Source organism: uncultured Stenotrophomonas sp. (genome assembly GCF_963519125.1).
GTDB lineage: Bacteria > Pseudomonadota > Gammaproteobacteria > Xanthomonadales > Xanthomonadaceae > Stenotrophomonas.
In genome coordinates this window covers 1-21,278 of record NZ_CAUQLJ010000017.1, presented here as the reverse complement: position 1 = coordinate 21,278, position 21,278 = coordinate 1, and the positions used below count along the sequence as shown (strand labels likewise).

The window sequence follows — 21,278 nt, the reverse complement described above, 5'->3', positions numbered from 1 at the left end:
CCTGCCAAACTATCGGATTAATCTGAATTTACTGCCCACCTGTGCCCAGGAAGGTGAATGGTTTGGAGGGTGTGAACTGTGCCAAGGCATCGCCGGCGAATACATTGCGCTGGTCCGGGCCCAGATCCAGCTTCAGGACCTGCCCGGTGGCCGCGCTGAAATCGACCTTGTTGAGATCCACCCAGAAGGTATTCGGGGTCAGCGCGGATTCGAAGAAATACAGTTTCCGTTTGTGGTCGGCCACGGTTCGCCAGCGGGTGGAGGAAATATTGGGCTCTTCCGGCGTGGTAATCCCGAACGGCACCGATACGTTGCGGATCACGCTGAACACGCTGGCCAGCGCCACGCGCGGATCCTCGCTCTTGGGAATGGCATTGATATAGAACTTTGCCCGGGTAAACCGGTCCGACGCGCGGTTGGTGCCCGGCAGCATCACCGTGCCGCCAATCTGCTGCCAATAGGCATTCAACGCCAGCTGCTGGTCGAACACCGGCGAATTGGTCATCACCTGGTATTTGCGGTCATGGTGGATCACCTGCTTGCCGCCGATGTATTCGATGATGGCGCTGTCGCCACTGGCATCGGACAGCGAGAGGTGCAACGTCGCCGTACGGTCTTCGCCCGGCAGCTTGTCGGTTACCAGCGTATAGGGCTCGCGCTCCAGCGCCGTCACGGCTTCGGCCACGCTGGCGAAGTTGTCCAGTACGTACTGCGCCCACAGCGAAATCGCCAGGCCGGGTTTGCCATTGCCGTGCTGCGGGTACTGCGACTCCACCAGCCACAGCACATTGGCAGAGAGGCCCTTTTCATTCAGGCCATCGGTGGTGGAAATGTCGTAGCCGCTGGCGATCACGCTCCCGTACTTCGACGTCCATTCGATCGATTTCGGCCCGGCCTGCCCGGTCCGTTTCATGCCCTGCGGGAACACCCACAGATTGGTGGCGACGTCTTCTTTCCAGTCCATGGAACGGGCGGTAATCACATCGTCGTTGGCGCCCAGGTACACCACCCGGGTGCAGGCATCGGCCTGGGCGGCAACCAGCGACAGTGCAACGGCCAACAACGCAGGGCGCAACGACAGCGGAAAACGCATGGCAACACCTCGTGTGCAGGGAAATCCTAGAAACGCCATTCAAGGCCCAGCCCGGGGCCGGCCATCGCGCCATCGAAATCCAGGTAACGCGTCACCTGGCGCATGGCCAGGTAGCGGTAGCCCACGCGCAGCCAGGCGTGGTCGGTGATGCGCACGCCGTAGCTGGCCATCAGGTCCCAGCGCACCGCATCGCTGGCGCTGCCGAGCGCCCAGACCGTAATGCCCTGCCGCCCGCTCAACGTCCAGCCCAGCCGCACACCCAGCACCGGGTCGACCCAGTTGCGGGAAATATCGACGCCGCGTCCCAGCGCCGGCACGTCGACCTTGCCGCGCAGGTGCCAGTAGCGCGCGCCGGCGATGGCATCCAGGCCCCAGCGGGCTTCATCGATGAAGCGGTAGTGCCCCATCAGCGCCGCCGTGGCGACGCGCGTTTCAAGCGTGGCAGGCAGCCCCACACGCGGCACCATGGCGTCTTCGCTGGTATCGACCCAGGTGAAATCCGAGAGTATTCCCCAGCGTCCACGGCGCGCGTCGATGATGGCCATCGCTGCCATGTCCAGGTGCTGGAAGGTATCGCTGAAGGACTTGTGCACCGTTATCGGTGCCAGCGGCGGCGCATTCACGTCCGCCTTTACGCTCGCGCCCCAGATATAGGGCACCACGCTGAGCTGCCAGTCATCCTGTGCGAACGCGGTGCACGGCAACAACAGGCACGACAACCACCAACCGCGCATATCCGTTCCTGGAGTAGATGGGGTGTTCTACCCCATCACATCGCACTCACGGTGATGGCGTGGTGAACCGGGACTCGGTAAAGGCCGCACCTAATGCCTATCGCGCTACGGGAAGCGACATCACAAAGCGCGCGCCGCCACCAGCGGCTTCTTCAGCCACGATGCTGCCGCCGTGGCGCAACAGGATTTCGCGCGCCAGGTAGAGGCCCAGGCCACTGCCGCTGCCACTGGGACGCAGGCGATGGAACGGCTCGAAGATTGATTGCCGTGCCTGCTCGGGTACGCCATCGCCTTCGTCGCTGACCGACAACAGACCGCTGGGCTGCAGTTCCACCATCACCGTGCCACTGCCACCGCCGTGCGCGATCGCATTCTGCAGCAGCCCGCTGATCACCCGATGCAGTGCATCCGGGTCGCCGTGGACCCACACCGCGTCGTCCGGCGCCTCCACCGCGAATGCGTAGCCGGCATCGATCAGGAGCGGCGCGACGTCAGCGGCCACCTCGCGCGCGAGTGCCGCCAGGTCGACGCGTTGGTGCTGGCTGCGGTGATGGTCCAGCCGCTGCAGGTCAAGCAACTGTTCGGCGATGTTGCTCAACCTCCCCAGATCGCGCTGCAGGCGCGAACGCAGCTGGCCGGGAGGAAGGTCGGCAATGCGGGTGGCAAGGATTGCGATCGGCATGCGCAGCTCATGCGCCGCCCCCACCAGGAAGCGGTCCTGCGCGTCATAACTTTCGCCGATGCGCTTCACCGCCGCGTTGAACGCATCCACCAGCGGCACGATTTCGCGTGGCACGGCATGAGTGTCCAGGCCGCGCCCCCGCTCACTGATTTCGATGGCGGCCGCCTGCGCCGCCACCCGGTTCACGCCGCGCAGAGAGCGATGGATGGCCCACGGCGCCACGACCAGGGTGATCACCATCAGCGGGAGGGTGATCCACCCGCCCAGGTAACCGATCACCACCAGCATCTGCCGCCAGAAACCGCGATGCGGAAGCCCACCGATCATCACATGCACGCGCGCACCGTCCTGCTCAGCCACCCACACCCGCATCGCCAGCTCGGTGCCTTGGGTGCGGGTGCGCACGTCGGTGGGTTCCACATGCTGCAACTGTTCCACCAGCGGCCGGTACACCGCGGGCACTGGGCCATGCTCGCTGCGGTGGCCGCGTTCGTCGGCCGCGGCAAACCAGAACGTCGCCGGCCGATCAGGCACGGCTGCATCGATCGCGGGCCAATCCACCTGCAGGGCGTTGTCACGCACGCTGATTGCATTGGCCACATCTTCACCGGTGCGCCAGTCCACGTAGGCCGCACTGCTGTCCCCATAGACCAGCACCATGCCAACCAGTGCACTCAGCACCATGGCCACCTGGATCAGGCAGATCTTCCACGCAAGGCTGAACGACAGCGAGCCGGGTTTGAGGAACTTCATGCGGTTTCCTTCAGCAGATAGCCAATGCCGCGCATCACATGGATTTCCACCTGCGCCTCCGCATCGGCCAGCGCGCGGCGCAGTTTGGAGACGTGCGCGTCCAACGCGTTGGACTGGATGTCATCGTCGAAGCCATACACCGCTTCCTGCAATGCCGCGCGTGCCACCGTGCGCCCCTGGCGCAGGGCCAGCGCTTCCAGCACCAGCAACTGCCGTCGCGGCAGCCCCAGCAGCGCACCGGCCACGCGGGCTTCGCGCGCCACGAAATCGAACTGCAGCCGCCCCAGCGTGAGCATCGGCAAGGTGATCTGCGCCGGCCGCCGCGAGATCGCGCGGATCCGCGCGAGCAGCTCTTCCACCGCGAACGGTTTGGTCAGGTAATCGTCGGCACCCACATCCAACCCGACCACCCGGTCGGCCACCGAGTCGCGCGCGGTCAGCATGATCACCGGCAGGTTGGGCACATGGCTGCGCGCCACCCGCACGAAGTTGGCGCCGTCGCCATCGGGCAGCTGGCGGTCCAGCAGCAGTACCTGGTGCACCCCCGCCTTGAGCGCCTCCGCCGCCTGTGCCATCGACACCACCAGGTCCACCACCATGCCGTGCCGCCCCAGGCTGGCCTGGATGGCACCGGCCAGTTCGGGGTCGTCTTCGAGCAGCAGGATGCGCATGGGCGGTGCAGGCAGGGGCGGAGGCCGCCGATGGTACCGCGCCCGGTGACGCAACGTTCCCATAATGTCCGGGGGACATCATGGCGGTTTGATCATCCCCCAGGAGCGTTACCCATGCACAGCGGTTCACGGAAGACAGCAGCGGCAAGCCTCGCCCTCATCGGGCTGCTGGCCAGCGGCAGCGTGCTGGCCCAGGCCGCTCCCGGGGCCAAGCCACGCAGCAGCGTGGGCCTGGCGGTGGTCGCGCAGAAGTCGCCCTACGCCGGCTACGACACCGACGTACTGCCGGTACCAGTGATCAACTGGGAAGGCGACCGGTTCCATTTCCGTGGCGGCAGCCTGGGCTACAAGCTGATCAGCAACGAAAAAACCGAGGTCTCGCTGCTGGCGTCGCCGTACTTCATGCGCTTCAAGCGCAACGACACCGACAACCCGCAGTTGCGCCAGCTCTCCAACCGCAGCATGTCGGCGATGGCCGGCGTGGCCGTGCGCCACACCGCGCCGTGGGGCGTGCTGCAGGGCAATGTGCAGGCGGAAGTGAGCGGGCACGGCGGCGGCGTCGCGGCCGACGCCAAATACACCTATCCCATTCCCACCGGCCGCGTGGTGCTGGTGCCCGGCGTAGGCGCCCAATACGCCAGCAGCAAGCTCAATGACTACTACTTTGGCGTGAGCGCGGTGGAAGCGCAGCGCAGCGGGCTGGCGGCCTACCGCGCCGGCAGCGGCGTTGCCCCGTACATGGACTTCAGCGCGGTGATGCCGCTCGGCCCGCACTGGACCGCCACCGCCTCGCTGCGCCGCACCCTGCTTTCCAGCGCGGTCAAGGACAGCCCGATGACCGTCGGCACGCACATGGACAGCGCGCTGCTGGCGCTGAGCTACGGGTTCTGAGCATGCGCACCGGCATCGTACGTCGCGTCGCCACGCTCGCGCTGCAGATCGAGCCGGACCGCAGCCGCGTGCTGCACTGGATCGTGCACACCCCGCTGGCCGCACTCGGCGGACTCACTACCTTCGAGCTCGCCTGCAATGGCCAGGGCGAGCGCGTGGTGGACCTGCTGCGCGGCCTTCTGGAGCAGCCTGGCCCCCTGCCATTGCACCTGCCGCAGGCCTCTGCGGCGCTCTGATGCCTGCCACCCACCCTGCCCCACTTCCGGAGCCCGCATGAGCCGACCCTTCCCGCTGCTCAGCACCGCCGAGCCGACCGACGCACCCGCACTGGCCAGCGCGCTGACCGAATTCGACCGGGCAGTGCAGACATTGGTCGCGCAGGATCCGGAGGCCTACGGGCGTTTCTCCCGCGCGTATGTCACCGCCATTTTCCACGCCTGCCTGCTGCCGCCGGAACCCGGCGCAGGCATTCCACGCGGACGACCCGACCCTGAAGTAGCGCAGGCGCTGAAGCACTGGATCCAGTCGCAGCTGCACCTGCATCCGGGCGAAGGCGACGACCATCGCCTTACCGCCGCACGGCGCGCCGCGCACGGGTTCTGGCTGCAGTCGATGGCCTGCCCGATCGACGACGACGGGCAGCCGCGCGCGGCACGCCTGCTGGAAGGCCTGTTGGCCCTGACCCGGCCGCTCTGACCGCACCGGCCCGCCCTCACGGCGCGTTGCCGCCGCATCGCTAGGCTGCTGCTGTTTCCTCAGCGTGGGTGTGGCGATGCGAGCATGGGTGGGACTGATTCTGGTGGCGTTTGCGGCGCCTGCCTGGGCGCAGCAGGACGAGGGCGAAACCCCGGCCTTCGACCGCCCGGGCCTGGGCTTCGCAGCCTCGGTGCTGCCCGCCGGTGGCGTCGCCCTGGAACTGGGCCTGCCCGATTACGAGCGCGACCGCGACGATGCAGGAACGCGCACCACGCAGTACGGCACCGACCTGCGCCTTCGCGTGGGCTTGGGCGCGAACCTTGAGCTGCAGGCCTTCGGAAGTCCGTGGAATCGCCTGCGCGAAGCCCCGCGCAATGCCCCATCGAACACCACGCGCGGCGCCGGCGACAGCGGCCTGGCACTGAAGTTCGCGCTACCGCTCGATTCGGACCGCCACGCCGTCGCCTTGCTGGCCAGCAGCAGCTTCGACACCGGTTCGCGTGATTTCAGCGAAGGCGGCACCCAATATCAACTGGGCGCCAGCTACGAATACACCTTCAACGACCGCTGGACCGGCGCCCTGTACGCCAACGCCACGCGCGGTGCCGGCGAGGACGCCTTCGAGTGGTCGCCGAGCCTCAGCCTGGCCGTAAGCGTCAACGTCAGTGCCTTCATCGAAGCCGGTTTCACCCACACCGACGGCGAACCTTCCACCTCTGTGGCCGGCGCCGGGCTCACCTGGATGCCCGCCCGCCGCGTGCAGCTCGACGCCTCCTTCGACCTCGGACTGGACCGCAACAGCCCGGATCTACAGGCCGGGCTGGGGGTTTCGTTCTACTTTGAGTGAGGCTTCCGACCACCCCGCGTCGCCACGCGATTCACAGCACTAATGAATTCGCTCAAATCGCGCTTTTGAATCAATTGGACGAGCACTCGTTAGCGTGTCTTCCTGTCTCGATGCCCCGTCAAAACCTGTACCCGGTCTACATCCATCACCAAGCCAACCGCGCCTACGGTGCGATCCTCCCCGACCTGCCCGGGGTGCACTCCGCGGCTGACGAGCTTGTGCAGCTTCCTGACGAAATCAGGGAAGCCGTTGCCTTGATGTACGAAAGCGACCCGGGCGACGTTCCACCGCCGTCCCCCATCACCTCATACATCGATAAAGCGGAGTACGAAGGCGGCTTCTGGATGCTGGTAGACATCACGCCACACCACCCCTGAGTTTCATGGCCGCAACAAAAAAGCCTGCGCATCGCTGCGCAGGCTTTTGCGGTTTCAGCCGCGGCGACCTTGCGGTCAGGTCACCTTCTTGGCGACCGTCATACCCAGCAGGAACAGGACGACGGCGATGATGATGCCTGCCCAGAACAGGAACTTGGCCACGCCGATGGCGGCGCCGCCAATGCCGGCGAAACCGAGCGCGCCCGCGATGAGGCCGATGATGGCGAAGATGATGGCCCACTTGATCATGTTGTTCCTTTGCCCGATTTCCGGGATGACTGACAGGCCTCCACGCTATCGATCCGGCTGTGCCGCAGGGGTGAATGAGACGCGGGCAGCGTGTGAAGGCGCTACCTAATGTGAACGGCACGCGCCACGTATTCAGAAGCGCTTGTAGGAATTTTCCGACGGACGGTAGGGAAGCACTCCGCCGCTTAACACGCAAGTGATTGATTTCAAAGCTCGCTCACGCATCCTCTCATCACAGCACTGAATGTGTGACCGTTGCCTCAATTTCACCGCATGGTCACAATGATGACGTCCCACAACGGCCATCACCGCCATGCGCGCATTCGTAACCAAGCAGCACCCGGCATTGCTCAAGGTGTACTTCGTGGCCTGCTACGTCGTGCTGATTGAAGAAGTGATCCGCGCGGTCAGCTGATCGCGCGACAGCCGCTGCCTCAGCGCAGCGATGGACCGTCGGCGCCGGGCGTTGCCCCGCCGGATGGGTTTGTCACCCTCTCGATTTCCCTGCGCAGCTCGCGCATCTTGAACGGCTTCTGCAGGCCGTAACGACCTTTCAGGCGCTCGGGAAGACTGTCCGGCCCATAGCCGGTGAGGAACATGTAGGGAATGCCACGTGCTTCGAGCACCTCGGCAACCGGGAACGACGGCGTGCCGGCCAGGTTCACGTCGAGCAGGGCCACATCGAAGGTGCACTTCTCGGCCGCATCCAACGCATCATCCAACGTGCCAGCCAGGGCGACCACTTCATAGCCCTCGTCGACCAGATAGTCCTGGACCATCATCGCGACCATCGACTCGTCTTCGACCACCAGCACCCGCCCGTTCAAGGGTGTACCCGCACGTCGTCATCCACCGGCGGGAACAGCACGCGATAGCGCAGGCCACCCGGGTCGAAGGCCAGCTCCACCTTGCCGCCCAGGTCGTGCTTGAGCCCCTGTTCCAGCAACCGGGACCCAAACCCACGCTGGCTTGGCGGCTGTACCGGCGGCCCACCGCTTTCCTGCCAGACCAGCTCGATCATGTTGCGACCGGCAAGCTTGTGTTTGTCCCAGTGCAGCGACACGCGCCCATCGGGACCGGACAGCGCACCGTACTTGACCGCGTTGGTGCCCAGCTCGTGCAGCGCCATGGCCAATGCCAGCGCCCGGCGCGGGTCCAACCGGCAGGGGTCGCCCTTGATGTCATAGCGCTCGTCGCGGTCTTCGGCGTGCACCGTCGCTGTGGCCTCGATCAGCTCGTGGATATCGGCGCTGTGCCAGTTTTCGCGGGTCAGCACGTCGTGCGCGGCGGCCAGCGCCATCAGGCGCTGTTCGACCTTTTCGCTGGCCTCGGCCACGTCGGCCGCATTGCGGAACGTCTGCCGTGCGATGGACTGCACCATCGCCAGCGAATTCTTGACCCGATGGTTGAGCTCGTTGATCAGCAGCTGCAGGTGCTGCTCGTGGCGCTTGCGCTCGGTCACGTCGCGGGTGCTGCCGGCGATGGCCTCCACCTGCCCGTCCGGCCCGATCACCGGAGTAAAGATGTAGTCGTAGATGCGCACGCCCTCGGTGGCGTGTGGAAACGGCACGTCGCCGCGGATGGGTTGTCTGGTAGCGATCACCCGATCGATTTCCGCGTCGTGCATGGCCGCATGCCAGGGCTCGTAGCCGATCTCCAGGCAGGTCTTGCCGATCGCCTCGTCCCAGGTCATGCCCACATCGAGAGGAGTGCCTTGTTGGCATAGATGAAGCGGTGGTCCAGGTCGAATACGTACGAAAGGTCGGGCGTCGCCTGCAGCAGGGCCTCGTAAATCCGCCACTTGGGGGTGTCTTCTTCCTGCTCCTGCAACACGGTTCGAACCCTGTGAATTTCGCCAGAGCATAGGGTGGCTGCCGTGAAGCCCGGATCACGTCGCGGCAGTGCCATCTGCATGGGCTGATAGACCAGTCCGGCGTACTCGCCGACCGCTCCGGACACCACGAATCCGTAACGCTGGTAGGCCGCCACAGCGGCCAGCGACGCCCGCACCGTGACCACCTCGGCCCGCGCGCATTCCAGCAAGGCGTCCATCAGCGCCCGACCAATCCCCTTCCCCTGCCAGCCCGGGGCCACGAACAAGGTGGCCACGTGCTGGCCGCCCATCAGTTCGGCCACCCCGACCACCCGGCCGTCGGCCTCGTACACGAACATGTCGTTCTCGTCGGACAGGCGCCCGGCAAACCCCTCCACCGAGACGATGCCGGCAAAGGTAGCGACACCCTCCGGCCCCAGCGACGGCGCAACCGCGTCCATGAAGGAGGCCATGCACACGGCACTGGCCTGCTCCAGATCGACAGCCCGCACTCTCCTTGTTGCCATCTGCCTGCGCCTGATCCTTGGGTTCCGGTCTGGAACCGACAGGGAAATGGTAACGGGGGTGCGGGCGGTAGGCACCGCTTACCAGCGCTGCATGGCCTTCCGTACCTGAAACAGTGCCTTTCATGACAGGCTTGATTGACAGTTGCCGAGCACCAAGAGCAGGATCGCCGCGTCGCCAGATAATCGGCGACCGGGATTGGCGTCCCGAATCAAAGGAGCAGCAGCAGCGCCCATCCGTGCATATCGGAAGGGCGCTGGAACTTACTTCTATCGAGGACGTCCTTCATGCACGTTGATCCCTTCGCCGCGCCGTCTCGCGTGACAGTTGACCTGAACTACTATTTCACCGCCATCGCCGAGACCTTGGACTGGGGCAGCCCCGCCTGGGTCACGCTCGAATCCAAGCTCCGAACCGACATCCGCACATCAGACCAGCTGACGATGGGCGAGATACTGAAGGCGATCTCATCGACTCGCTGCGATGCTACGACAAAGGCGGGAACGCAGGTGCACCGCCTGATCGGTGCCAACGACCCTTCAAGGCACGAAGTGTTCCGCGCAATCCGCAGTCTGCTGCGCATCTACGATTTGCGCATTGTCGAGCTGCTATCACTCATCGATGTAATCGAGCGATGCCCTGGCAATGTCGAAGACATGAGCATCAAGAACCTGCTGGCGCTGATATCGCTCGTGGATCTGGAAGAGGTGCCGTTGGCACCGTTGGGGCCGCCGCCGTCAACGGCCGGCGCACCGGCTCCCGTCGAATAATCACTGCCACATTCGTACGCAGCACCTGGAATGGAGGCTCCGACCGGAGCCTTCACTCGACGACAGATCCAGCCTTCGTCTCAGCGTGAGCAAGCTTACAATCCAATAGGGTGATTCGGGTGTGCGGCCACCGGCAACCCAGAGAGCAAGAGCGGCTTCGGCCACAAGCGAGCGCCAAAGGAAGTTTCAGTACCAGTAGGCGCAGTTCGGGGCGTGTGTCACACCGTCAGAAATTGCTGTCCGCTTCTCGCCCTGTCAGCACCACGCCATCCGGTCGAGGTAGGGTAATGCGATGGATCTCCTTCAGGGAGGCCAGATCAATCACGGCGACGAAGCCATCCGGGGTGCAGGAGATGAAGGCCCGATTGCCGCTGGGATCCATATAGACGCCAGCGCCATGCCCGGTCTGCAGACGCTTGATAAGCTTGTGGCTGGAAGCGTCGAAGATTGCCAACGCGCCGGTCTTGACGCTTGCCACCATGATCCGGTGACCGTCGGGAGTGAACGCCAAGCGGTGAGCCCCATCCAAGCCGCTGTCAAACCGATCTACAACACGTTTTGAGGTCAGGTCGATCACGTACAGCGTGCCGTCCGGCGCAACGGTCCAGAGCTTGCCTCCGTCAGGCGAGACGTCGAATCCCTCAGTGCCCGGACCTGTCGGCACCAGTGTGTGCACCCAGTCCATTCGCGACGTCGCCCCGGCCGGAGGGATGCCGGTGGGCGGGGTGTTCGGCGGCACCAAGCGCCGCTCGAACAAGCTGACAGTGCCTGAACCAGAGTTCGTGGCGTAGGCATGCTGGCCGTCTGCTGACACATGCAGTAGGTGGGTGGTGTCCTGACCTGTGCCCATGACCCATTCCACTTTGTTGGCTTGACGCCTTGGATCCAACCTTGCGATGGATTTGGATCCTTGGGCGGTAAACCACAGGCGACCCTTCACGAAGGCCAGCCCATGCGGCCCGAGCAGTGGCATCGTGTCGATCGGCGCCCTCGCCGTGCCGGTTCTCAGATCGATCACGTCAATGCGGTGTAAGGATCCGTAGCCAGGATTCGAGACGTAAGCGGTGTGTCCGTCCGGGTCCAAAGCGATCTCATGCGGATCGGGACCCAGTGGAGCGGTTTTCAGCAGCTCAAAGCTCTCAGGATCACGAAGTTGCAGTACATGATCGGCTTTCGATATCACCAGCAGCAGGTAAGGAGGCAAATCCGCTGCAACAGCGGAGAGCGGAGACAACACCACGAGCAAGGCGGCTGCAATCCTTTCCCGCCAGCACATCACTGCGCCGCGCCTTTGCCCGGGCCGCGGTAGCGAGACAGCCAATAGCCATAGGATGCCGGCAAGGTCTCCGACGGCTGAGCCTCACCCAGCGCAAGCGCCATCTGGTAGGCATAGTGCGGATTGGCCAAGTGGGCCCGGGCAATCAGCACGAGATCCATCTCGCCCTCAGCTACCGCCTGCTCGGCCATCTGCGGATCGTCGATGCACCAGCTCGCAGCGACCGGCATCTGTGTATCCCGCTTGACGCGGCCGGCCACCGGAACGAAGAAGCCAGGGCCCCAGGGCGCCTTACCATTCGTGGTGGAGAATCCAATGCTGGCGTCGATCAGATCCAGGCCCCCATCGCGCATCTTCCGCACCAGTTCGACGGCCTCGGGGTAAAAGGTTTCGTCGTGTCCGTCAAACTCAACGACGCCGAATCGCGCGGTCAGCGGAAGATGCTCAGGCCACACTTCACGCACCGCCTGCAATGTTTCCAGCAGGAACCGACCGCGATTCTCGGCGTTGCCGCCGTACTTGTCGGTCCGTTGGTTGGCGAGGGGCGAGAAGAAGCTTTGCGCCAGGTAACCATGTGCAAAGTGCAGTTCCAGCCACTGGAAGCCTGCAGACAGCGCACGCTCGGCCGCCGCCACGAAGTCGGCTTGGACCTGCGCGATGTCCTCCAGTGTCATCGCTTGAGGCACCTTGGACAGGCCGCCGCCGAAGGGAATGGCCGAGGGCGCAAGCGTCGGCCAGCCGCGACGGTCGCCTTCGCCGATGTGGTCATCGCCCTCCCAAGGCTTGTTGGCGCTCGCCTTGCGACCCGCATGGGCGATCTGGATGCCTGCAACCGCTCCGGCGGCCTTGATGGCCGACGCGACACGCGCCATGCCTTCCACCTGACCATCCTCCCAAAGACCGGTGCAGCCCGGGGTGATACGACCTTCCGGCGAGACGCCAGTGGCTTCCACGATGACCAGACCGGCACCGCCACGTGCAAGGCCGGCGTAGTGGACCACGTGCCAATCGTTTACGTATCCCTCGTGAGCCTGGTACTGGCACATGGGCGGAATTGCGATGCGATTGCGAAGGGTGACGTCTTTCAGCCCGAATGGAGTGAACAGCGCAGACATGAACTACCTATATAGCTATGAATGATTGAGAATGACAGGATGGGGCCGATGGAACCGTCACCGCGCTTTGTTCATCCGCGCAGCGTCCACCAATCCCACAAGCCAGTCCTGGTGTCCGTTGATCATCGGGTTTGGTTTGGCAGCATGCAGCTCCGCAGCGGGCTTACCCTTCTGCGTCTCCTGGGTAAGGATGCGAACACGGCCTCCCTCCAGATCCTCAACCAGCCACGCGTGGTGGACGTCCAGCCGATCATCGGCACCTACCTCCCCGGCCCAGCCGTGCCAGGCAACGCGACCCGGGTGGCCACCCGCCGGCGCAACATACTCATTGCACTGCGCCTCGACCGGGAAACCGAAGGTCTCAAAGTAGAAGCGGTCGCCATCAGCCAGCACTGGTCCCTTCCCGTCATGGAGGCGGACATTGGCCGAGTTGGCGTAATAGGACGGCCACCTGGCCGGCTCGGCGAGAAGGGGCCAGATATCTGCCGCGTTCAGGCCCGCCACGATGACCTCGTTGGAAGCGAAATTTTCAGTAAGGCCCGGGACGTAGCCCTCAGGCCAGTGGATTGCATTCATCTTCATGGGTGGAGCGTAGGTATTGGGAACGATTGTCCGACAGCGAAGACTAGGCGCATCGATACAACAGGTGATCTAATGGATCATTATCCTTTGGATAAATTATTGTTATGTACAATCCACAATGGCTTCGTTCGTTCGCCACTGTTGCCGTCCTCGGGGGCTTCACGCGGGCTGCCAACAAACTGGGGCTGACCCAGGCTGCCGTGAGCCAACACGTGCGGCATCTGGAAGAACAATTGGGTCCCCTGCTCATCCGTCGGCCACGACAAATCGAACTGACACCTGCCGGTACCGCGTTGATGGCGTTTATCCAGGACATGGAACGTGCTGAGCGTCGGTTGAAGGCGACCCTCTCTGAGGAAGTTTCCGATCAAGGCGAAGTGAGTCTGATCACCCCCGGCAGCGTCGGTCTTGCCCTCTACCCGGTTCTGCTGGACTTTCAGCAGAACCACCTGGGCCTCTCCATCCGGCATCGCTTCGCGCCGGATTCCGAGGTGCTTCACGCGGTTCTTGAGAAGCACTACGAACTCGGGCTAGTAACACTAAAACCAGACGATCCTCGCGTTTCCGCCTCAGCGTTCACGGAAGAAGTGCTGGAACTGGTGGTTCCCGCAGGTTCCAGCGCAAAGTCCTGGATTGATCTGCAGAGACTTGGCTTCATCGACCACCCAGATGGCAGGGCGATGGCCACCCGCCTGCTCTCCAGGCGCTTCCCGGGCAATCCGGGAATTGGCTCGCTACCCGTGCACGGCTTTACCAACCAGGTTGCACTGATCCTGGAGCCTGTGTCGCGAGGCCTCGGCTTCACGGTCATTCCGAGGCATGCTCGCGAATCGTTTGCACAGCCGGCATCCATCAAGACGGTGGCCTGCGGTGATCCTGTAGTGGACACACTCTGGCTGATTCATCGATCGGAATGGCCGCTGTCAGGAGCGGCACAATGGCTGGTCGAGCGACTGAGAGGAGTGCCGCGCTTTCGACGTGGTCGTGCCGGATAGTTCCTGCGGACCCTCGGCCGCTGGGCACGCTCGAACGCGGTCTCAATTAGAGGGCTTCTGCAGCAACTGCGTCCTACAGCCGGGTTAGACAGGGCTGAATCCAAGATCCTGCCGGATTCTGGCACCATCCATGAGCGCGCTGAAAGCGGATGCACGCTCGGCCTGTGAACCGTCAGGCGCGGGCTGGCCGACCGCGGCGAACAACTGCGAAATCGTTGGCGGCTCGTCGTCTACAACGGCCCAACCCGAACGATGTTCGGATAACCCATGCGTGTCAGACGCCGCCCGGAGCGTCACTTCGTCGGAACTTTCGCTGGCATGCTTTTTCGCAAAATCACGAAGATGCTCAGGCGATATCGCCATTTTCCGCCTCCGCCAGCGTCGGAACGAAGGCCACACTGACAGCCCTAGAGCTCGTAGCCGGATAATCGGCAGCTACCAAATGGTCCAGAAAATCCCACTCCGCGTCGCTGCTGATACTGGGTGGAGCATGGATCAACACGTGGAAGTGCAGCGTCGCCGGACCGGACTTGTCGGGAACAAAGGAGGATCTCACTGCAATGACCTTCAGACGCTGCTGGCGCAGGAACCTGATCGCACACCCTAGGGCTCCAACCAGGCGTCTTCTGCCAACCCGTAGGCCATCTGCAGCGCTTTCGCGTCCTCTGCACCGACCTCTTCGCCAAAGGTTTCGTTGAAGATCGTGTCGTAAGCGGCATTAATAGCCATGATCGTACGGCCAGTTAACGGGGGCGCCAACCTACTACCATGTGAAGTCAAAAACAGTGCACTTCGTTGCAACAACAAAAAAGGGCTCGCACCGAAAGTGCGAACCCTTGATCGTGTTACCAACAATGGTCGGGACGGCCGGATTTGAACCGACGACCCTCTGCCCCCCAGGCAGATGCGCTACCAGGCTGCGCTACGCCCCGACTGATGCTGCGATGTGCCCGCCAGTGCGGCGGGCCGTGAAGTATAGCGGATTACGATGGAAATGGGATCAGCGGCGCAACAACTGCAGCACTTCTTCCAGCTCCATGCGCACCTGCTTGATGATCTGGTTGCTCAGCGCCGATTCCTCGCGGGCATCGGGCCCATCCAGACGCAGGCGTGCGCCACCGATGGTGTAGCCCTGTTCGTACAGCAGGCTGCGGATCTGCCGCACCATCAGCACGTCGTGGCGCTGGTAGTAGCGGCGGTTGCCTCGGCGCTTGGCCGGCTCAAGGCTGGGAAACTCGGTTTCCCAGTAGCGCAGGACGTGCGGCTTGACGTCGCACAGCTCGCTGACTTCACCGATGGTGAAGTAGCGCTTGGCCGGGATCGGCGGTAGTTCGCGGTTACTGCCCGGATCCAGCATAAGCTTCCACCCTCTCCTTGAGCTTCTGGCCCGGACGGAAGGTGACCACCGTACGGGCGGAAATCGGAATTTCCTCGCCGGTCTTGGGGTTGCGACCCGGGCGCTGGTTCTTGCGCCGCAGATCGAAATTACCGAAGCCCGACAGCTTCACCTGACGTCCCTGTTCCAATGCTTCACGCAGCACATCGAAAAACGCGTCGACGAATTCCTTGGCTTCCCGCTTGTTCAGACCGACTTCGTCGAACAGCTTTTCCGCCATCTCCGCCTTGGTCAATGCCATTGCCTGCTACCCCCGAGTGCTGCCCGCTCAGCCGCGGATCCGGGCGTGGTGTTCACGCTCGATGGCAGTGACCGCCTCGGCCACCACCGCATCCACGTCGCGGTCCGTCAGAGTGCGCGACTTGTCCTGCAAAATCAAGCCCATAGCGAGACTCTTGAAGCCCGGCTCTACCCCCTGGCCGACGTAACGGTCGAACAGGGTCACCTGCTGCAGCAGCGGGCCGGCGGCCCGGCGCAGGGTCGCTTCGAGGTCGGACCAGGCCGCAGCCTCGGGAACCAGGAAGGCCAGGTCGCGGCGGACCGAGGGGAACCGGGACAGGTCGCTGGCGCGCGGCAGGGCGCGGGCGGCCAGGGCGGCCAGGTCCAGTTCGAAGCCGAATACGTCGGCGTCGATGTCCATGGCCTTGGCCAGGCGCGGGTGGATCTGGCCGATCCAGCCCAGGCTGGCGCCGTCGCGCAGGACCTCGGCCGAGCGGGCCGGGTGGCCGTACGGGCGGGTCGAGGGCACGAAGCTGAGCTCGGCACCGGAGGCGGCAGCCAGCGATTCCAGGTCGCCCTTGAGGTCGTGGAAGTCGACCTTGCGGGTTGGCAGGCCCCACTGTTCGGGGGTGGCGTCGCCGCACACGGCCACGGCCACGCGCTGGGTTTCCAGCGGGGCGGCGCCCTGCCCGGCCTGCGGGTGGAACACGCGGCCCAGCTCGAACAGGCGCACGGTGGGCTGCTGGCGCGCGGCGTTGCGCCCCAGCGTGGCCACCAGGCCCGGCAGCAGCGCCGGGCGCATCACCGCCAGCTCGGCCGAAAGCGGGTTGGCCAGGGCCACCACGTTGTCCTGCAGCTGCCAGCTGGCCAGCAGGCCGGCGTCGACGAAGGCGTAGTTGATGGTTTCCTGCAGGTCGCGGGCGACCAGCTGGCGACGGCTGCTCAGGTCGTCCAGGCGGGTTTCGCTGGGCATGGCGATGCGCGCCGCGCCACCCGGCAGGGTGGTCGGAATGCGCTCGTAGCCGTGGATGCGGGCCAGCTCTTCGATCAGGTCTTCTTCAATGGCGATGTCGAAGCGGCGGCTGGGCGCGGTGACCTGCCAGCCGTCGGCGGCAGCGGCCACGTCCATGCCCAGCGCGCGCAGGATGCGCTCGACGTCGGCATCTTCAATCTGGATGCCCAGCACGCGGGCGATGCGCGCGCGGCGCAGGCCGATGGTCGCGGTAGCCGGCAGGTCGCCTTCGCGCACGGCCTCGGTAACCGGAGCCGGGGTGCCGCCAGCAAGGTCCAGCACCAGGCGGGTGGCGTACTCGATGGCGGTACGCGGCAACGCCGGGTCCACGCCACGCTCGAAGCGATGGCCGGCGTCGGTGTGCAGGCCCAGCTTGCGGCCACGGCCCATGATGGCGGCCGGGGCGAAGTGCGCGGCTTCCAGGAACACGGCGGTGGTGTCGTCGGTGACGCGGGTATCAAAGCCGCCCATCAGGCCGGCCAGGCCGACCGGACGGTCGGCGTCGGTGACCACCAGGAAGCTGTCGTCCAGCGCGGCGTCGCGGCCGTCCAGCAGCTTGAGGGTTTCGCCGGCGCGCGAACGGCGCACGCCGATGCTGCCCTGCAGGGTACCCAGGTCGTAGGCGTGCATGGGCTGGCCGAGTTCGAGCATCACGTACTGGGTGATGTCGACCAGCAGCGACACCGGGCGCACGCCGCTGCGGCGCAGGCGCTCGGCCATCCACAGCGGGGTGGACGCGCGCGGGTTCACGCCTTCGATCACGCGGCCCAGGTAACGCGGCGCTTCGGCACCGGCTTCAAGCGCAATGCTGAGTTCACGGTTGCCCACCGCAGCCACCGGGGCGGCGTTGAACGGCACCACTTCGCTGGCGCACGCGGCGGCCACGTCGAAGGCGATGCCGCGCACGCTGAAGCAGTCGGCGCGGTTGGGGGTGAGCTTGATCTCGATGCTGGCGTCCGGCAGGCCCAGGTACTCGACCAGGGCTTGGCCAACCGGCGCGTCGTCAGGCAGTTCGAACAGGCCGGAGGCATCGCTGTCCAGGCCCAGCTCCTTCGCCGAGCAGAGCATGCCGTTGGAATCGGCGCCGCGCAGCTTGGTGGCCTTGATGGTCATGTCACCGAACCTGGCACCGATCATCGCCAGCGGCGCAACCAGCCCGGCGCGCGCATTGGGGGCGCCGCACACGATCTGCAGGTGCTCGCCCTGCCCGGCGTCGACCTGGCAGATCTGCAGTCGGTCGGCTTCGGGGTGGCGCTCGGCGGAGATGATGCGCGCGACCACCACGTGGTCCAGGTGCGCGCCGAGGTCGGTGACCTCTTCCACTTCCAGGCCGATCGCGGTCAGCACCGCGCTCAGCTCGGCGCGCGAGGCGGTGGTGGGAACGTGGCTGCGCAGCCAGTTTTCAGAGAATTTCATGGTGTCACCCTGGTGGGCCGGCGCATGCGCCTGGGCCTTGATGGTCTTGGATGCATTCCAGCCCGGCATGGCCGGGCTCTACGCTGATGTGCTTACGCGAATTGTTTCAGGAACCGCACGTCGTTTTCGAAGAACGCGCGCAGGTCGTTCACGCCGTAACGCAGCATGGCGAAGCGCTCCACGCCCAGGCCGAAGGCGAAGCCGGTGTAGCGCTCCGGGTCGATGCCCACGTTGCGCAGCACGTTCGGGTGGACCATGCCGCAGCCGAGCACTTCCAGCCAGCGGGTGCTGCCGTCGGGCTGCTGCCACGCAATGTCCACTTCCGCGCCCGGTTCGACGAACGGGAAGTAGCTGGGGCGGAAGCGCATTTCGAAGTCGCGTTCGAAGAACGCGCGCACGAACTCGGACAGGGTGCCCTTGAGGTCGGCGAAGGTCGAATGCTCATCCACCAGCAGGCCTTCCACCTGGTGGAACATCGGCGAATGGGTCTGGTCGCTGTCGCTGCGGTACACCTTGCCGGCGGCGATCATGCGCAGCGGCGGCGCGTGGTCGCCCATGTAGCGCACCTGCACACCGGAGGTATGCGTGCGCAGCAGGCGGCCGTCGCCGAAATAGAAGGTGTCGTGCATGGCACGCGCCGGGTGGTGCGGCGGGAAGTTCAGCGCTTCGAAGTTGTGCCAGTCGTCTTCGATTTCCGGGCCTTCGGACAGCTCGTAACCGAGGCGGCCGAAGATTTCGGTGATGCGTTCCAGGGTGCGAGTTACCGGGTGCAGGCCACCGCGTTCGGCGGCGCGGCCCGGCAGGGTGATGTCGATCGCTTCGGCGGCCAGGCGCGCGTCGAGCGCAGCGTCCTCCAGCACGGCCTTGCGCTCGCCCAGCGCGGTGGTCAGCGCGTCGCGCGCCTGGTTGATGGCTTCGCCGGCGGCCTTGCGCGCGTCGGCAGGAAGCGCACCGAGCTGCTTGAGCTGGGCGGTGATGCTGCCGCTCTTGCCGAGCAGGCCCACGCGCAGCGCTTCAAGCGCTTCGGGGCTCTGTGCGGCGGCCACGTCGGCCAGCGCCTGGGTGGTCAGGGATTGGATGTCACTCATGGATAGCCAGGACCTCGCGTCGGTCTGCCTTCGCGATGCGCGCCGGGCCGACTCCCGGCGGCACAAAAAAGAATGGGGAAGGACTTGCGCCCTTCCCCATGCATTGCCTTACCCGCAGCCGTTGCGTTTGCACGGCAACGGCGGGGAATGGACTTATGCCGCCAGCGCGCCCTTGGCCTTTTCGGCCAGTGCAGCAAAACCGGCTGCGTCGTGCACGGCGATATCGGCCAGGACCTTACGGTCCAGGGTGATACCCGCCTTCAGCAGGCCGTTCATGAAACGGCTGTAGCTCAGACCGTTGATGCGGGCAGCCGCGTTGATGCGGGTGATCCACAGCGAGCGGAAATTACGCTTCTTCTGCTTACGACCGATGTAGGCGTACTGCTGTGCCTTGATGACGGCCTGCTTGGCAACGCGGAAGACCTTGCGGCGTGCGTTGTAGTAACCCTTGGCAAGGGTCAGGATTTTCTTGTGGCGGCGACGTGCCTGTACACCACGCTTTACTCGAGCCATGGTTCAGTCCTCAGAGGTAGGGAAGCATACGGTTCAAACGGCCTGCGTCTTCTGCACGAACATGGTTCGTCTGACGCAGATTGCGCTTACGCTTGGTCGACTTCTTCGTGAGGATGTGGCTGCGGTTGGCGTGGCCAGCCTTGAACTTGCCGGAGGCGGTCTTGCGGAAACGCTTGGCCGCCGCCCGGTTGGTCTTGATCTTGGGCATTGCAATGTCCTTGATGATGTTTTTTTACTGACCAGGGCGGTGGCGATGCCACACTTTCCGTCCGTGCCCTTGCCTGCTTGTAAGCCCGGATTCCCCTCTGGGAATCGGGCGGGTCCTTCACCCCGCAATACGGGGCCGCCCATTATGCCAGCGACCGGAGCCGGTTGCAAATGGTTGATTGGGCGGGGGTAAAGCGGCCGGGCAGAGCCCGGCGCTACGGGCCGGTGCGGTCCCGTTCGGCGGTGCAGCCGGGCAGAGCCCGGCTCTACGTCCGCAGGTTATTTCTTTTTCGGCGCGATCATCATGACCATCTGCCGGCCTTCCAGGCGCGGACGGGACTCGATCACGATGTCCTCGCCCAGATCGGCTTCGATCCGGTTGGCCATTTCGCGACCCAGTTCCTGATGGCTCATTTCACGACCACGGAAGCGGATGTTCACCTTGATCTTGTCACCCTCTTCCAGGAAACCGCGCATTTTGCGCAGCTTGATCTGGTAGTCGCCTTCGTCGGTGACCGGGCGGAACTTCACTTCCTTGATCTCGACCTGCTTGGTCTTCTTCTTGGCCTCGTTGGCCTTCTTCTGCGCTTCGAACTTGAACTTGCCGAAGTCCATGATCTTGCACACCGGCGGATCAGCCTGCGGCTGAATCTCGACCAGGTCCAGACCTTCGTCTTCGGCCATCGACAGCGCTTCATCACGCGTCAACACGCCAATCATTTCACCGTCGCTGCCGATCACGCGTACGCGCGGCACCCGGATTTCCTGATTCTTGCGGTTCTGTTTGTTGTCAGGGGTACTGATATTGCAATCTCCCAGAGGAATCAAACCGGCCCATGACGGATCATCCGCGGGGCCGGGACTGTCTTACACGGACTGTTCTGCCTGCAACCGCTCGATGAAGGCCTGGACGGACATGCTGCCCAGATCCTCGCCCGAGCGCGTACGCACGGCTACGGCGCCATTTTCCTTCTCACGGTCGCCCACCACCAGCAGATACGGGACCCGCTGCAGCGTATGCTCGCGAATCTTATATCCGATCTTCTCGTTGCGCAAATCGGCCGTTACCCGGAAGCCTTGATCTGCAAGGGTTTTCCTGACCCCTTCCACGTATTCAGACTGGGCGTCGGTGATATTGACCACCACCGCCTGGGTCGGGGCCAGCCACGCCGGGAAGTGGCCGGCGTGGTGCTCGATCAGGATGCCCAGGAAGCGCTCCATGGAGCCCACGATGGCCCGGTGCAACATGACCGGGTGCTTTTTCTGGCTGGCTTCGTCCACGTACTCGGCGCCGAGGCGGCCGGGCATCATGAAGTCGACCTGCATGGTGCCCAGCTGCCAGGTACGGCCGATGGCGT

The 21,278-nt window shown here is 64.4% G+C and carries 26 protein-coding genes, 1 tRNA gene and 2 pseudogenes; 7 read left to right on the top strand and 22 right to left on the bottom strand.

The window, feature by feature from the left end; all coding sequences use genetic code 11:
* Positions 1–28: 28 nt before the first annotated feature.
* The 4 genes from RYM47_RS14670 to RYM47_RS14655 form a co-directional block, all read right to left on the bottom strand.
* Positions 29–1,093, bottom strand: coding sequence for a linear amide C-N hydrolase (locus RYM47_RS14670; RefSeq protein ID WP_315388788.1), 1,065 nt, complete (start codon positions 1,091–1,093; stop codon positions 29–31).
* 26 nt (positions 1,094–1,119) lie between these two features.
* A complete protein-coding gene (locus tag RYM47_RS14665) occupies positions 1,120–1,827 on the bottom strand; it encodes a hypothetical protein (RefSeq protein WP_315388787.1) in 708 nt (235 codons plus the stop codon).
* A 97-nt stretch (positions 1,828–1,924) separates the two neighbouring features.
* A complete protein-coding gene (locus RYM47_RS14660; RefSeq protein ID WP_315388786.1) occupies positions 1,925–3,262 on the bottom strand; it encodes a HAMP domain-containing sensor histidine kinase in 1,338 nt (445 codons plus the stop codon).
* A complete protein-coding gene (locus tag RYM47_RS14655) occupies positions 3,259–3,933 on the bottom strand; it encodes a response regulator transcription factor (protein ID WP_315388785.1) in 675 nt (224 codons plus the stop codon). Before RYM47_RS14655 ends, RYM47_RS14660 begins: the two co-directional genes overlap by 4 nt.
* 114 nt (positions 3,934–4,047) lie before the next feature.
* Between RYM47_RS14655 and RYM47_RS14650 the strand changes: the two genes are divergently transcribed.
* The 5 genes from RYM47_RS14650 (at position 4,048) to RYM47_RS14630 (ending at position 6,744) form a co-directional block, all read left to right on the top strand.
* Positions 4,048–4,824 (top strand): MipA/OmpV family protein, encoded by a 777-nt coding sequence (locus RYM47_RS14650; RefSeq protein WP_315388784.1) that lies wholly within the window; start codon positions 4,048–4,050, stop codon positions 4,822–4,824.
* Positions 4,825–4,826: 2 nt separating this feature from the next.
* A complete protein-coding gene (locus RYM47_RS14645; protein ID WP_315388783.1) occupies positions 4,827–5,060 on the top strand; it encodes a hypothetical protein in 234 nt (77 codons plus the stop codon).
* Between the two features lie 37 nt (positions 5,061–5,097).
* Positions 5,098–5,520 (top strand): hypothetical protein, encoded by a 423-nt coding sequence (locus RYM47_RS14640; protein WP_315388782.1) that lies wholly within the window; start codon positions 5,098–5,100, stop codon positions 5,518–5,520.
* An 88-nt stretch (positions 5,521–5,608) separates the two neighbouring features.
* Positions 5,609–6,367 carry a transporter gene (locus RYM47_RS14635; RefSeq protein ID WP_315388781.1) on the top strand — a complete coding sequence of 253 codons (759 nt, stop codon included), beginning with the start codon at positions 5,609–5,611 and terminating at the stop codon, positions 6,365–6,367.
* Between the two features lie 110 nt (positions 6,368–6,477).
* Entirely contained in the window at positions 6,478–6,744 is a 267-nt protein-coding gene (locus tag RYM47_RS14630) for a type II toxin-antitoxin system HicB family antitoxin (RefSeq protein ID WP_315388780.1), read from the top strand.
* 75 nt (positions 6,745–6,819) lie between these two features.
* On the opposite strand, the gene RYM47_RS14625 is transcribed toward RYM47_RS14630, so the two are convergent.
* The 4 genes and pseudogenes from RYM47_RS14625 to RYM47_RS14610 all read right to left on the bottom strand — a co-directional run.
* Positions 6,820–6,993, bottom strand: coding sequence for a DUF1328 domain-containing protein (locus RYM47_RS14625; RefSeq protein WP_070207834.1), 174 nt, complete (start codon positions 6,991–6,993; stop codon positions 6,820–6,822).
* A 434-nt stretch (positions 6,994–7,427) separates the two neighbouring features.
* Positions 7,428–7,820, bottom strand: coding sequence for a response regulator (locus RYM47_RS14620; RefSeq protein WP_315388779.1), 393 nt, complete (start codon positions 7,818–7,820; stop codon positions 7,428–7,430).
* Positions 7,817–8,823: pseudogene (locus RYM47_RS14615) on the bottom strand (HWE histidine kinase domain-containing protein). The gene RYM47_RS14620 and the pseudogene RYM47_RS14615 overlap by 4 nt, the downstream one beginning before the upstream one ends.
* 81 nt (positions 8,824–8,904) lie before the next feature.
* Positions 8,905–9,267, bottom strand: a pseudogene (locus RYM47_RS14610) (GNAT family N-acetyltransferase); the annotation flags it as partial.
* 351 nt (positions 9,268–9,618) lie between these two features.
* Here RYM47_RS14610 and RYM47_RS14605 point away from each other — a divergent pair.
* Entirely contained in the window at positions 9,619–10,101 is a 483-nt protein-coding gene (locus tag RYM47_RS14605; protein WP_315388778.1) for a hypothetical protein, read from the top strand.
* 226 nt (positions 10,102–10,327) lie between these two features.
* On the opposite strand, the gene RYM47_RS14600 is transcribed toward RYM47_RS14605, so the two are convergent.
* The 3 genes from RYM47_RS14600 to RYM47_RS14590 are packed head-to-tail and all read right to left on the bottom strand — an operon-like array spanning position 10,328 to position 13,074.
* On the bottom strand, positions 10,328–11,347 hold the full coding sequence (locus RYM47_RS14600; protein ID WP_315388777.1) for a YncE family protein: 1,020 nt from the start codon (positions 11,345–11,347) through the stop codon (positions 10,328–10,330).
* A 29-nt stretch (positions 11,348–11,376) separates the two neighbouring features.
* A complete protein-coding gene (locus tag RYM47_RS14595; protein ID WP_315388776.1) occupies positions 11,377–12,492 on the bottom strand; it encodes an NADH:flavin oxidoreductase/NADH oxidase in 1,116 nt (371 codons plus the stop codon).
* Positions 12,493–12,549: 57 nt separating this feature from the next.
* Complete coding sequence (locus RYM47_RS14590) at positions 12,550–13,074, bottom strand: SRPBCC domain-containing protein (RefSeq protein ID WP_315388775.1); 525 nt, start codon at positions 13,072–13,074, stop codon at positions 12,550–12,552.
* Between the two features lie 104 nt (positions 13,075–13,178).
* On the opposite strand from RYM47_RS14590, the gene RYM47_RS14585 reads away from it, so the two are divergent.
* Positions 13,179–14,069, top strand: coding sequence for a LysR family transcriptional regulator (locus tag RYM47_RS14585; RefSeq protein WP_315388774.1), 891 nt, complete (start codon positions 13,179–13,181; stop codon positions 14,067–14,069).
* Positions 14,070–14,153: 84 nt separating this feature from the next.
* Here the strand turns inward: RYM47_RS14585 and RYM47_RS14580 are convergent, their stop codons facing one another.
* The 11 genes from RYM47_RS14580 to RYM47_RS14530 all read right to left on the bottom strand — a co-directional run.
* Positions 14,154–14,432 (bottom strand): hypothetical protein, encoded by a 279-nt coding sequence (locus RYM47_RS14580; RefSeq protein ID WP_315388773.1) that lies wholly within the window; start codon positions 14,430–14,432, stop codon positions 14,154–14,156.
* A 240-nt stretch (positions 14,433–14,672) separates the two neighbouring features.
* Positions 14,673–14,798 (bottom strand): hypothetical protein, encoded by a 126-nt coding sequence (locus tag RYM47_RS14575; RefSeq protein ID WP_315388772.1) that lies wholly within the window; start codon positions 14,796–14,798, stop codon positions 14,673–14,675.
* A gap of 126 nt (positions 14,799–14,924) precedes the next feature.
* Positions 14,925–15,001 (bottom strand) — tRNA-Pro (locus RYM47_RS14570).
* Between the two features lie 68 nt (positions 15,002–15,069).
* The gene (locus RYM47_RS14565) at positions 15,070–15,426 is read right to left on the bottom strand and encodes a MerR family transcriptional regulator (RefSeq protein ID WP_005410431.1); all 357 of its coding nucleotides are present in this window, start codon (positions 15,424–15,426) and stop codon (positions 15,070–15,072) included.
* On the bottom strand, positions 15,407–15,706 hold the full coding sequence (locus tag RYM47_RS14560) for an integration host factor subunit alpha (RefSeq protein WP_005410432.1): 300 nt from the start codon (positions 15,704–15,706) through the stop codon (positions 15,407–15,409). The genes RYM47_RS14565 and RYM47_RS14560 overlap by 20 nt, the downstream gene beginning before the upstream one ends.
* A 27-nt stretch (positions 15,707–15,733) precedes the next feature.
* Positions 15,734–18,112 (bottom strand): phenylalanine--tRNA ligase subunit beta, encoded by a 2,379-nt coding sequence (gene pheT, locus RYM47_RS14555; protein WP_315388771.1) that lies wholly within the window; start codon positions 18,110–18,112, stop codon positions 15,734–15,736.
* Positions 18,113–18,204: 92 nt separating this feature from the next.
* The gene (gene pheS, locus RYM47_RS14550; protein WP_315388770.1) at positions 18,205–19,200 is read right to left on the bottom strand and encodes a phenylalanine--tRNA ligase subunit alpha; all 996 of its coding nucleotides are present in this window, start codon (positions 19,198–19,200) and stop codon (positions 18,205–18,207) included.
* Positions 19,201–19,353: 153 nt separating this feature from the next.
* Positions 19,354–19,713 (bottom strand): 50S ribosomal protein L20, encoded by a 360-nt coding sequence (gene rplT, locus RYM47_RS14545; protein WP_003484828.1) that lies wholly within the window; start codon positions 19,711–19,713, stop codon positions 19,354–19,356.
* Between the two features lie 10 nt (positions 19,714–19,723).
* On the bottom strand, positions 19,724–19,921 hold the full coding sequence (gene rpmI, locus RYM47_RS14540; protein WP_017355265.1) for a 50S ribosomal protein L35: 198 nt from the start codon (positions 19,919–19,921) through the stop codon (positions 19,724–19,726).
* Positions 19,922–20,199: 278 nt separating this feature from the next.
* Positions 20,200–20,739, bottom strand: a complete 540-nt coding sequence (infC, locus tag RYM47_RS14535; RefSeq protein WP_026070650.1) for a translation initiation factor IF-3 — start codon at positions 20,737–20,739, stop codon at positions 20,200–20,202.
* Between the two features lie 48 nt (positions 20,740–20,787).
* Positions 20,788–21,278 (bottom strand): threonine--tRNA ligase (locus tag RYM47_RS14530; RefSeq protein ID WP_315388769.1); only part of this gene is annotated, 491 nt, incomplete at its 5' end.

Bases quoted from the DNA above. Each gene is read 5' to 3' on its own strand.
- RYM47_RS14595 (WP_315388776.1), bottom strand. From the start codon at position 12,492: ATGTCTGCGCTGTTCACTCCATTCGGGCTGAAAGACGTCACCCTTCGC.
- RYM47_RS14605 (WP_315388778.1), top strand. From the start codon at position 9,619: ATGCACGTTGATCCCTTCGCCGCGCCGTCTCGCGTGACAGTTGACCTG.
- RYM47_RS14640 (WP_315388782.1), top strand. From the start codon at position 5,098: ATGAGCCGACCCTTCCCGCTGCTCAGCACCGCCGAGCCGACCGACGCA.
- RYM47_RS14670 (WP_315388788.1), bottom strand. From the start codon at position 1,093: ATGCGTTTTCCGCTGTCGTTGCGCCCTGCGTTGTTGGCCGTTGCACTG.
- RYM47_RS14625 (WP_070207834.1), bottom strand. From the start codon at position 6,993: ATGATCAAGTGGGCCATCATCTTCGCCATCATCGGCCTCATCGCGGGC.
- RYM47_RS14590 (WP_315388775.1), bottom strand. From the start codon at position 13,074: ATGAAGATGAATGCAATCCACTGGCCTGAGGGCTACGTCCCGGGCCTT.
- RYM47_RS14645 (WP_315388783.1), top strand. From the start codon at position 4,827: ATGCGCACCGGCATCGTACGTCGCGTCGCCACGCTCGCGCTGCAGATC.
- RYM47_RS14565 (WP_005410431.1), bottom strand. From the start codon at position 15,426: ATGCTGGATCCGGGCAGTAACCGCGAACTACCGCCGATCCCGGCCAAG.
- pheS (WP_315388770.1), bottom strand. From the start codon at position 19,200: ATGAGTGACATCCAATCCCTGACCACCCAGGCGCTGGCCGACGTGGCC.
- RYM47_RS14585 (WP_315388774.1), top strand. From the start codon at position 13,179: ATGTACAATCCACAATGGCTTCGTTCGTTCGCCACTGTTGCCGTCCTC.
- RYM47_RS14630 (WP_315388780.1), top strand. From the start codon at position 6,478: ATGCCCCGTCAAAACCTGTACCCGGTCTACATCCATCACCAAGCCAAC.
- RYM47_RS14575 (WP_315388772.1), bottom strand. From the start codon at position 14,798: ATGGCTATTAATGCCGCTTACGACACGATCTTCAACGAAACCTTTGGC.
- RYM47_RS14655 (WP_315388785.1), bottom strand. From the start codon at position 3,933: ATGCGCATCCTGCTGCTCGAAGACGACCCCGAACTGGCCGGTGCCATC.
- RYM47_RS14580 (WP_315388773.1), bottom strand. From the start codon at position 14,432: ATGGCGATATCGCCTGAGCATCTTCGTGATTTTGCGAAAAAGCATGCC.
- RYM47_RS14665 (WP_315388787.1), bottom strand. From the start codon at position 1,827: ATGCGCGGTTGGTGGTTGTCGTGCCTGTTGTTGCCGTGCACCGCGTTC.
- RYM47_RS14560 (WP_005410432.1), bottom strand. From the start codon at position 15,706: ATGGCATTGACCAAGGCGGAGATGGCGGAAAAGCTGTTCGACGAAGTC.
- rpmI (WP_017355265.1), bottom strand. From the start codon at position 19,921: ATGCCCAAGATCAAGACCAACCGGGCGGCGGCCAAGCGTTTCCGCAAG.
- rplT (WP_003484828.1), bottom strand. From the start codon at position 19,713: ATGGCTCGAGTAAAGCGTGGTGTACAGGCACGTCGCCGCCACAAGAAA.
- pheT (WP_315388771.1), bottom strand. From the start codon at position 18,112: ATGAAATTCTCTGAAAACTGGCTGCGCAGCCACGTTCCCACCACCGCC.
- RYM47_RS14650 (WP_315388784.1), top strand. From the start codon at position 4,048: ATGCACAGCGGTTCACGGAAGACAGCAGCGGCAAGCCTCGCCCTCATC.
- RYM47_RS14660 (WP_315388786.1), bottom strand. From the start codon at position 3,262: ATGAAGTTCCTCAAACCCGGCTCGCTGTCGTTCAGCCTTGCGTGGAAG.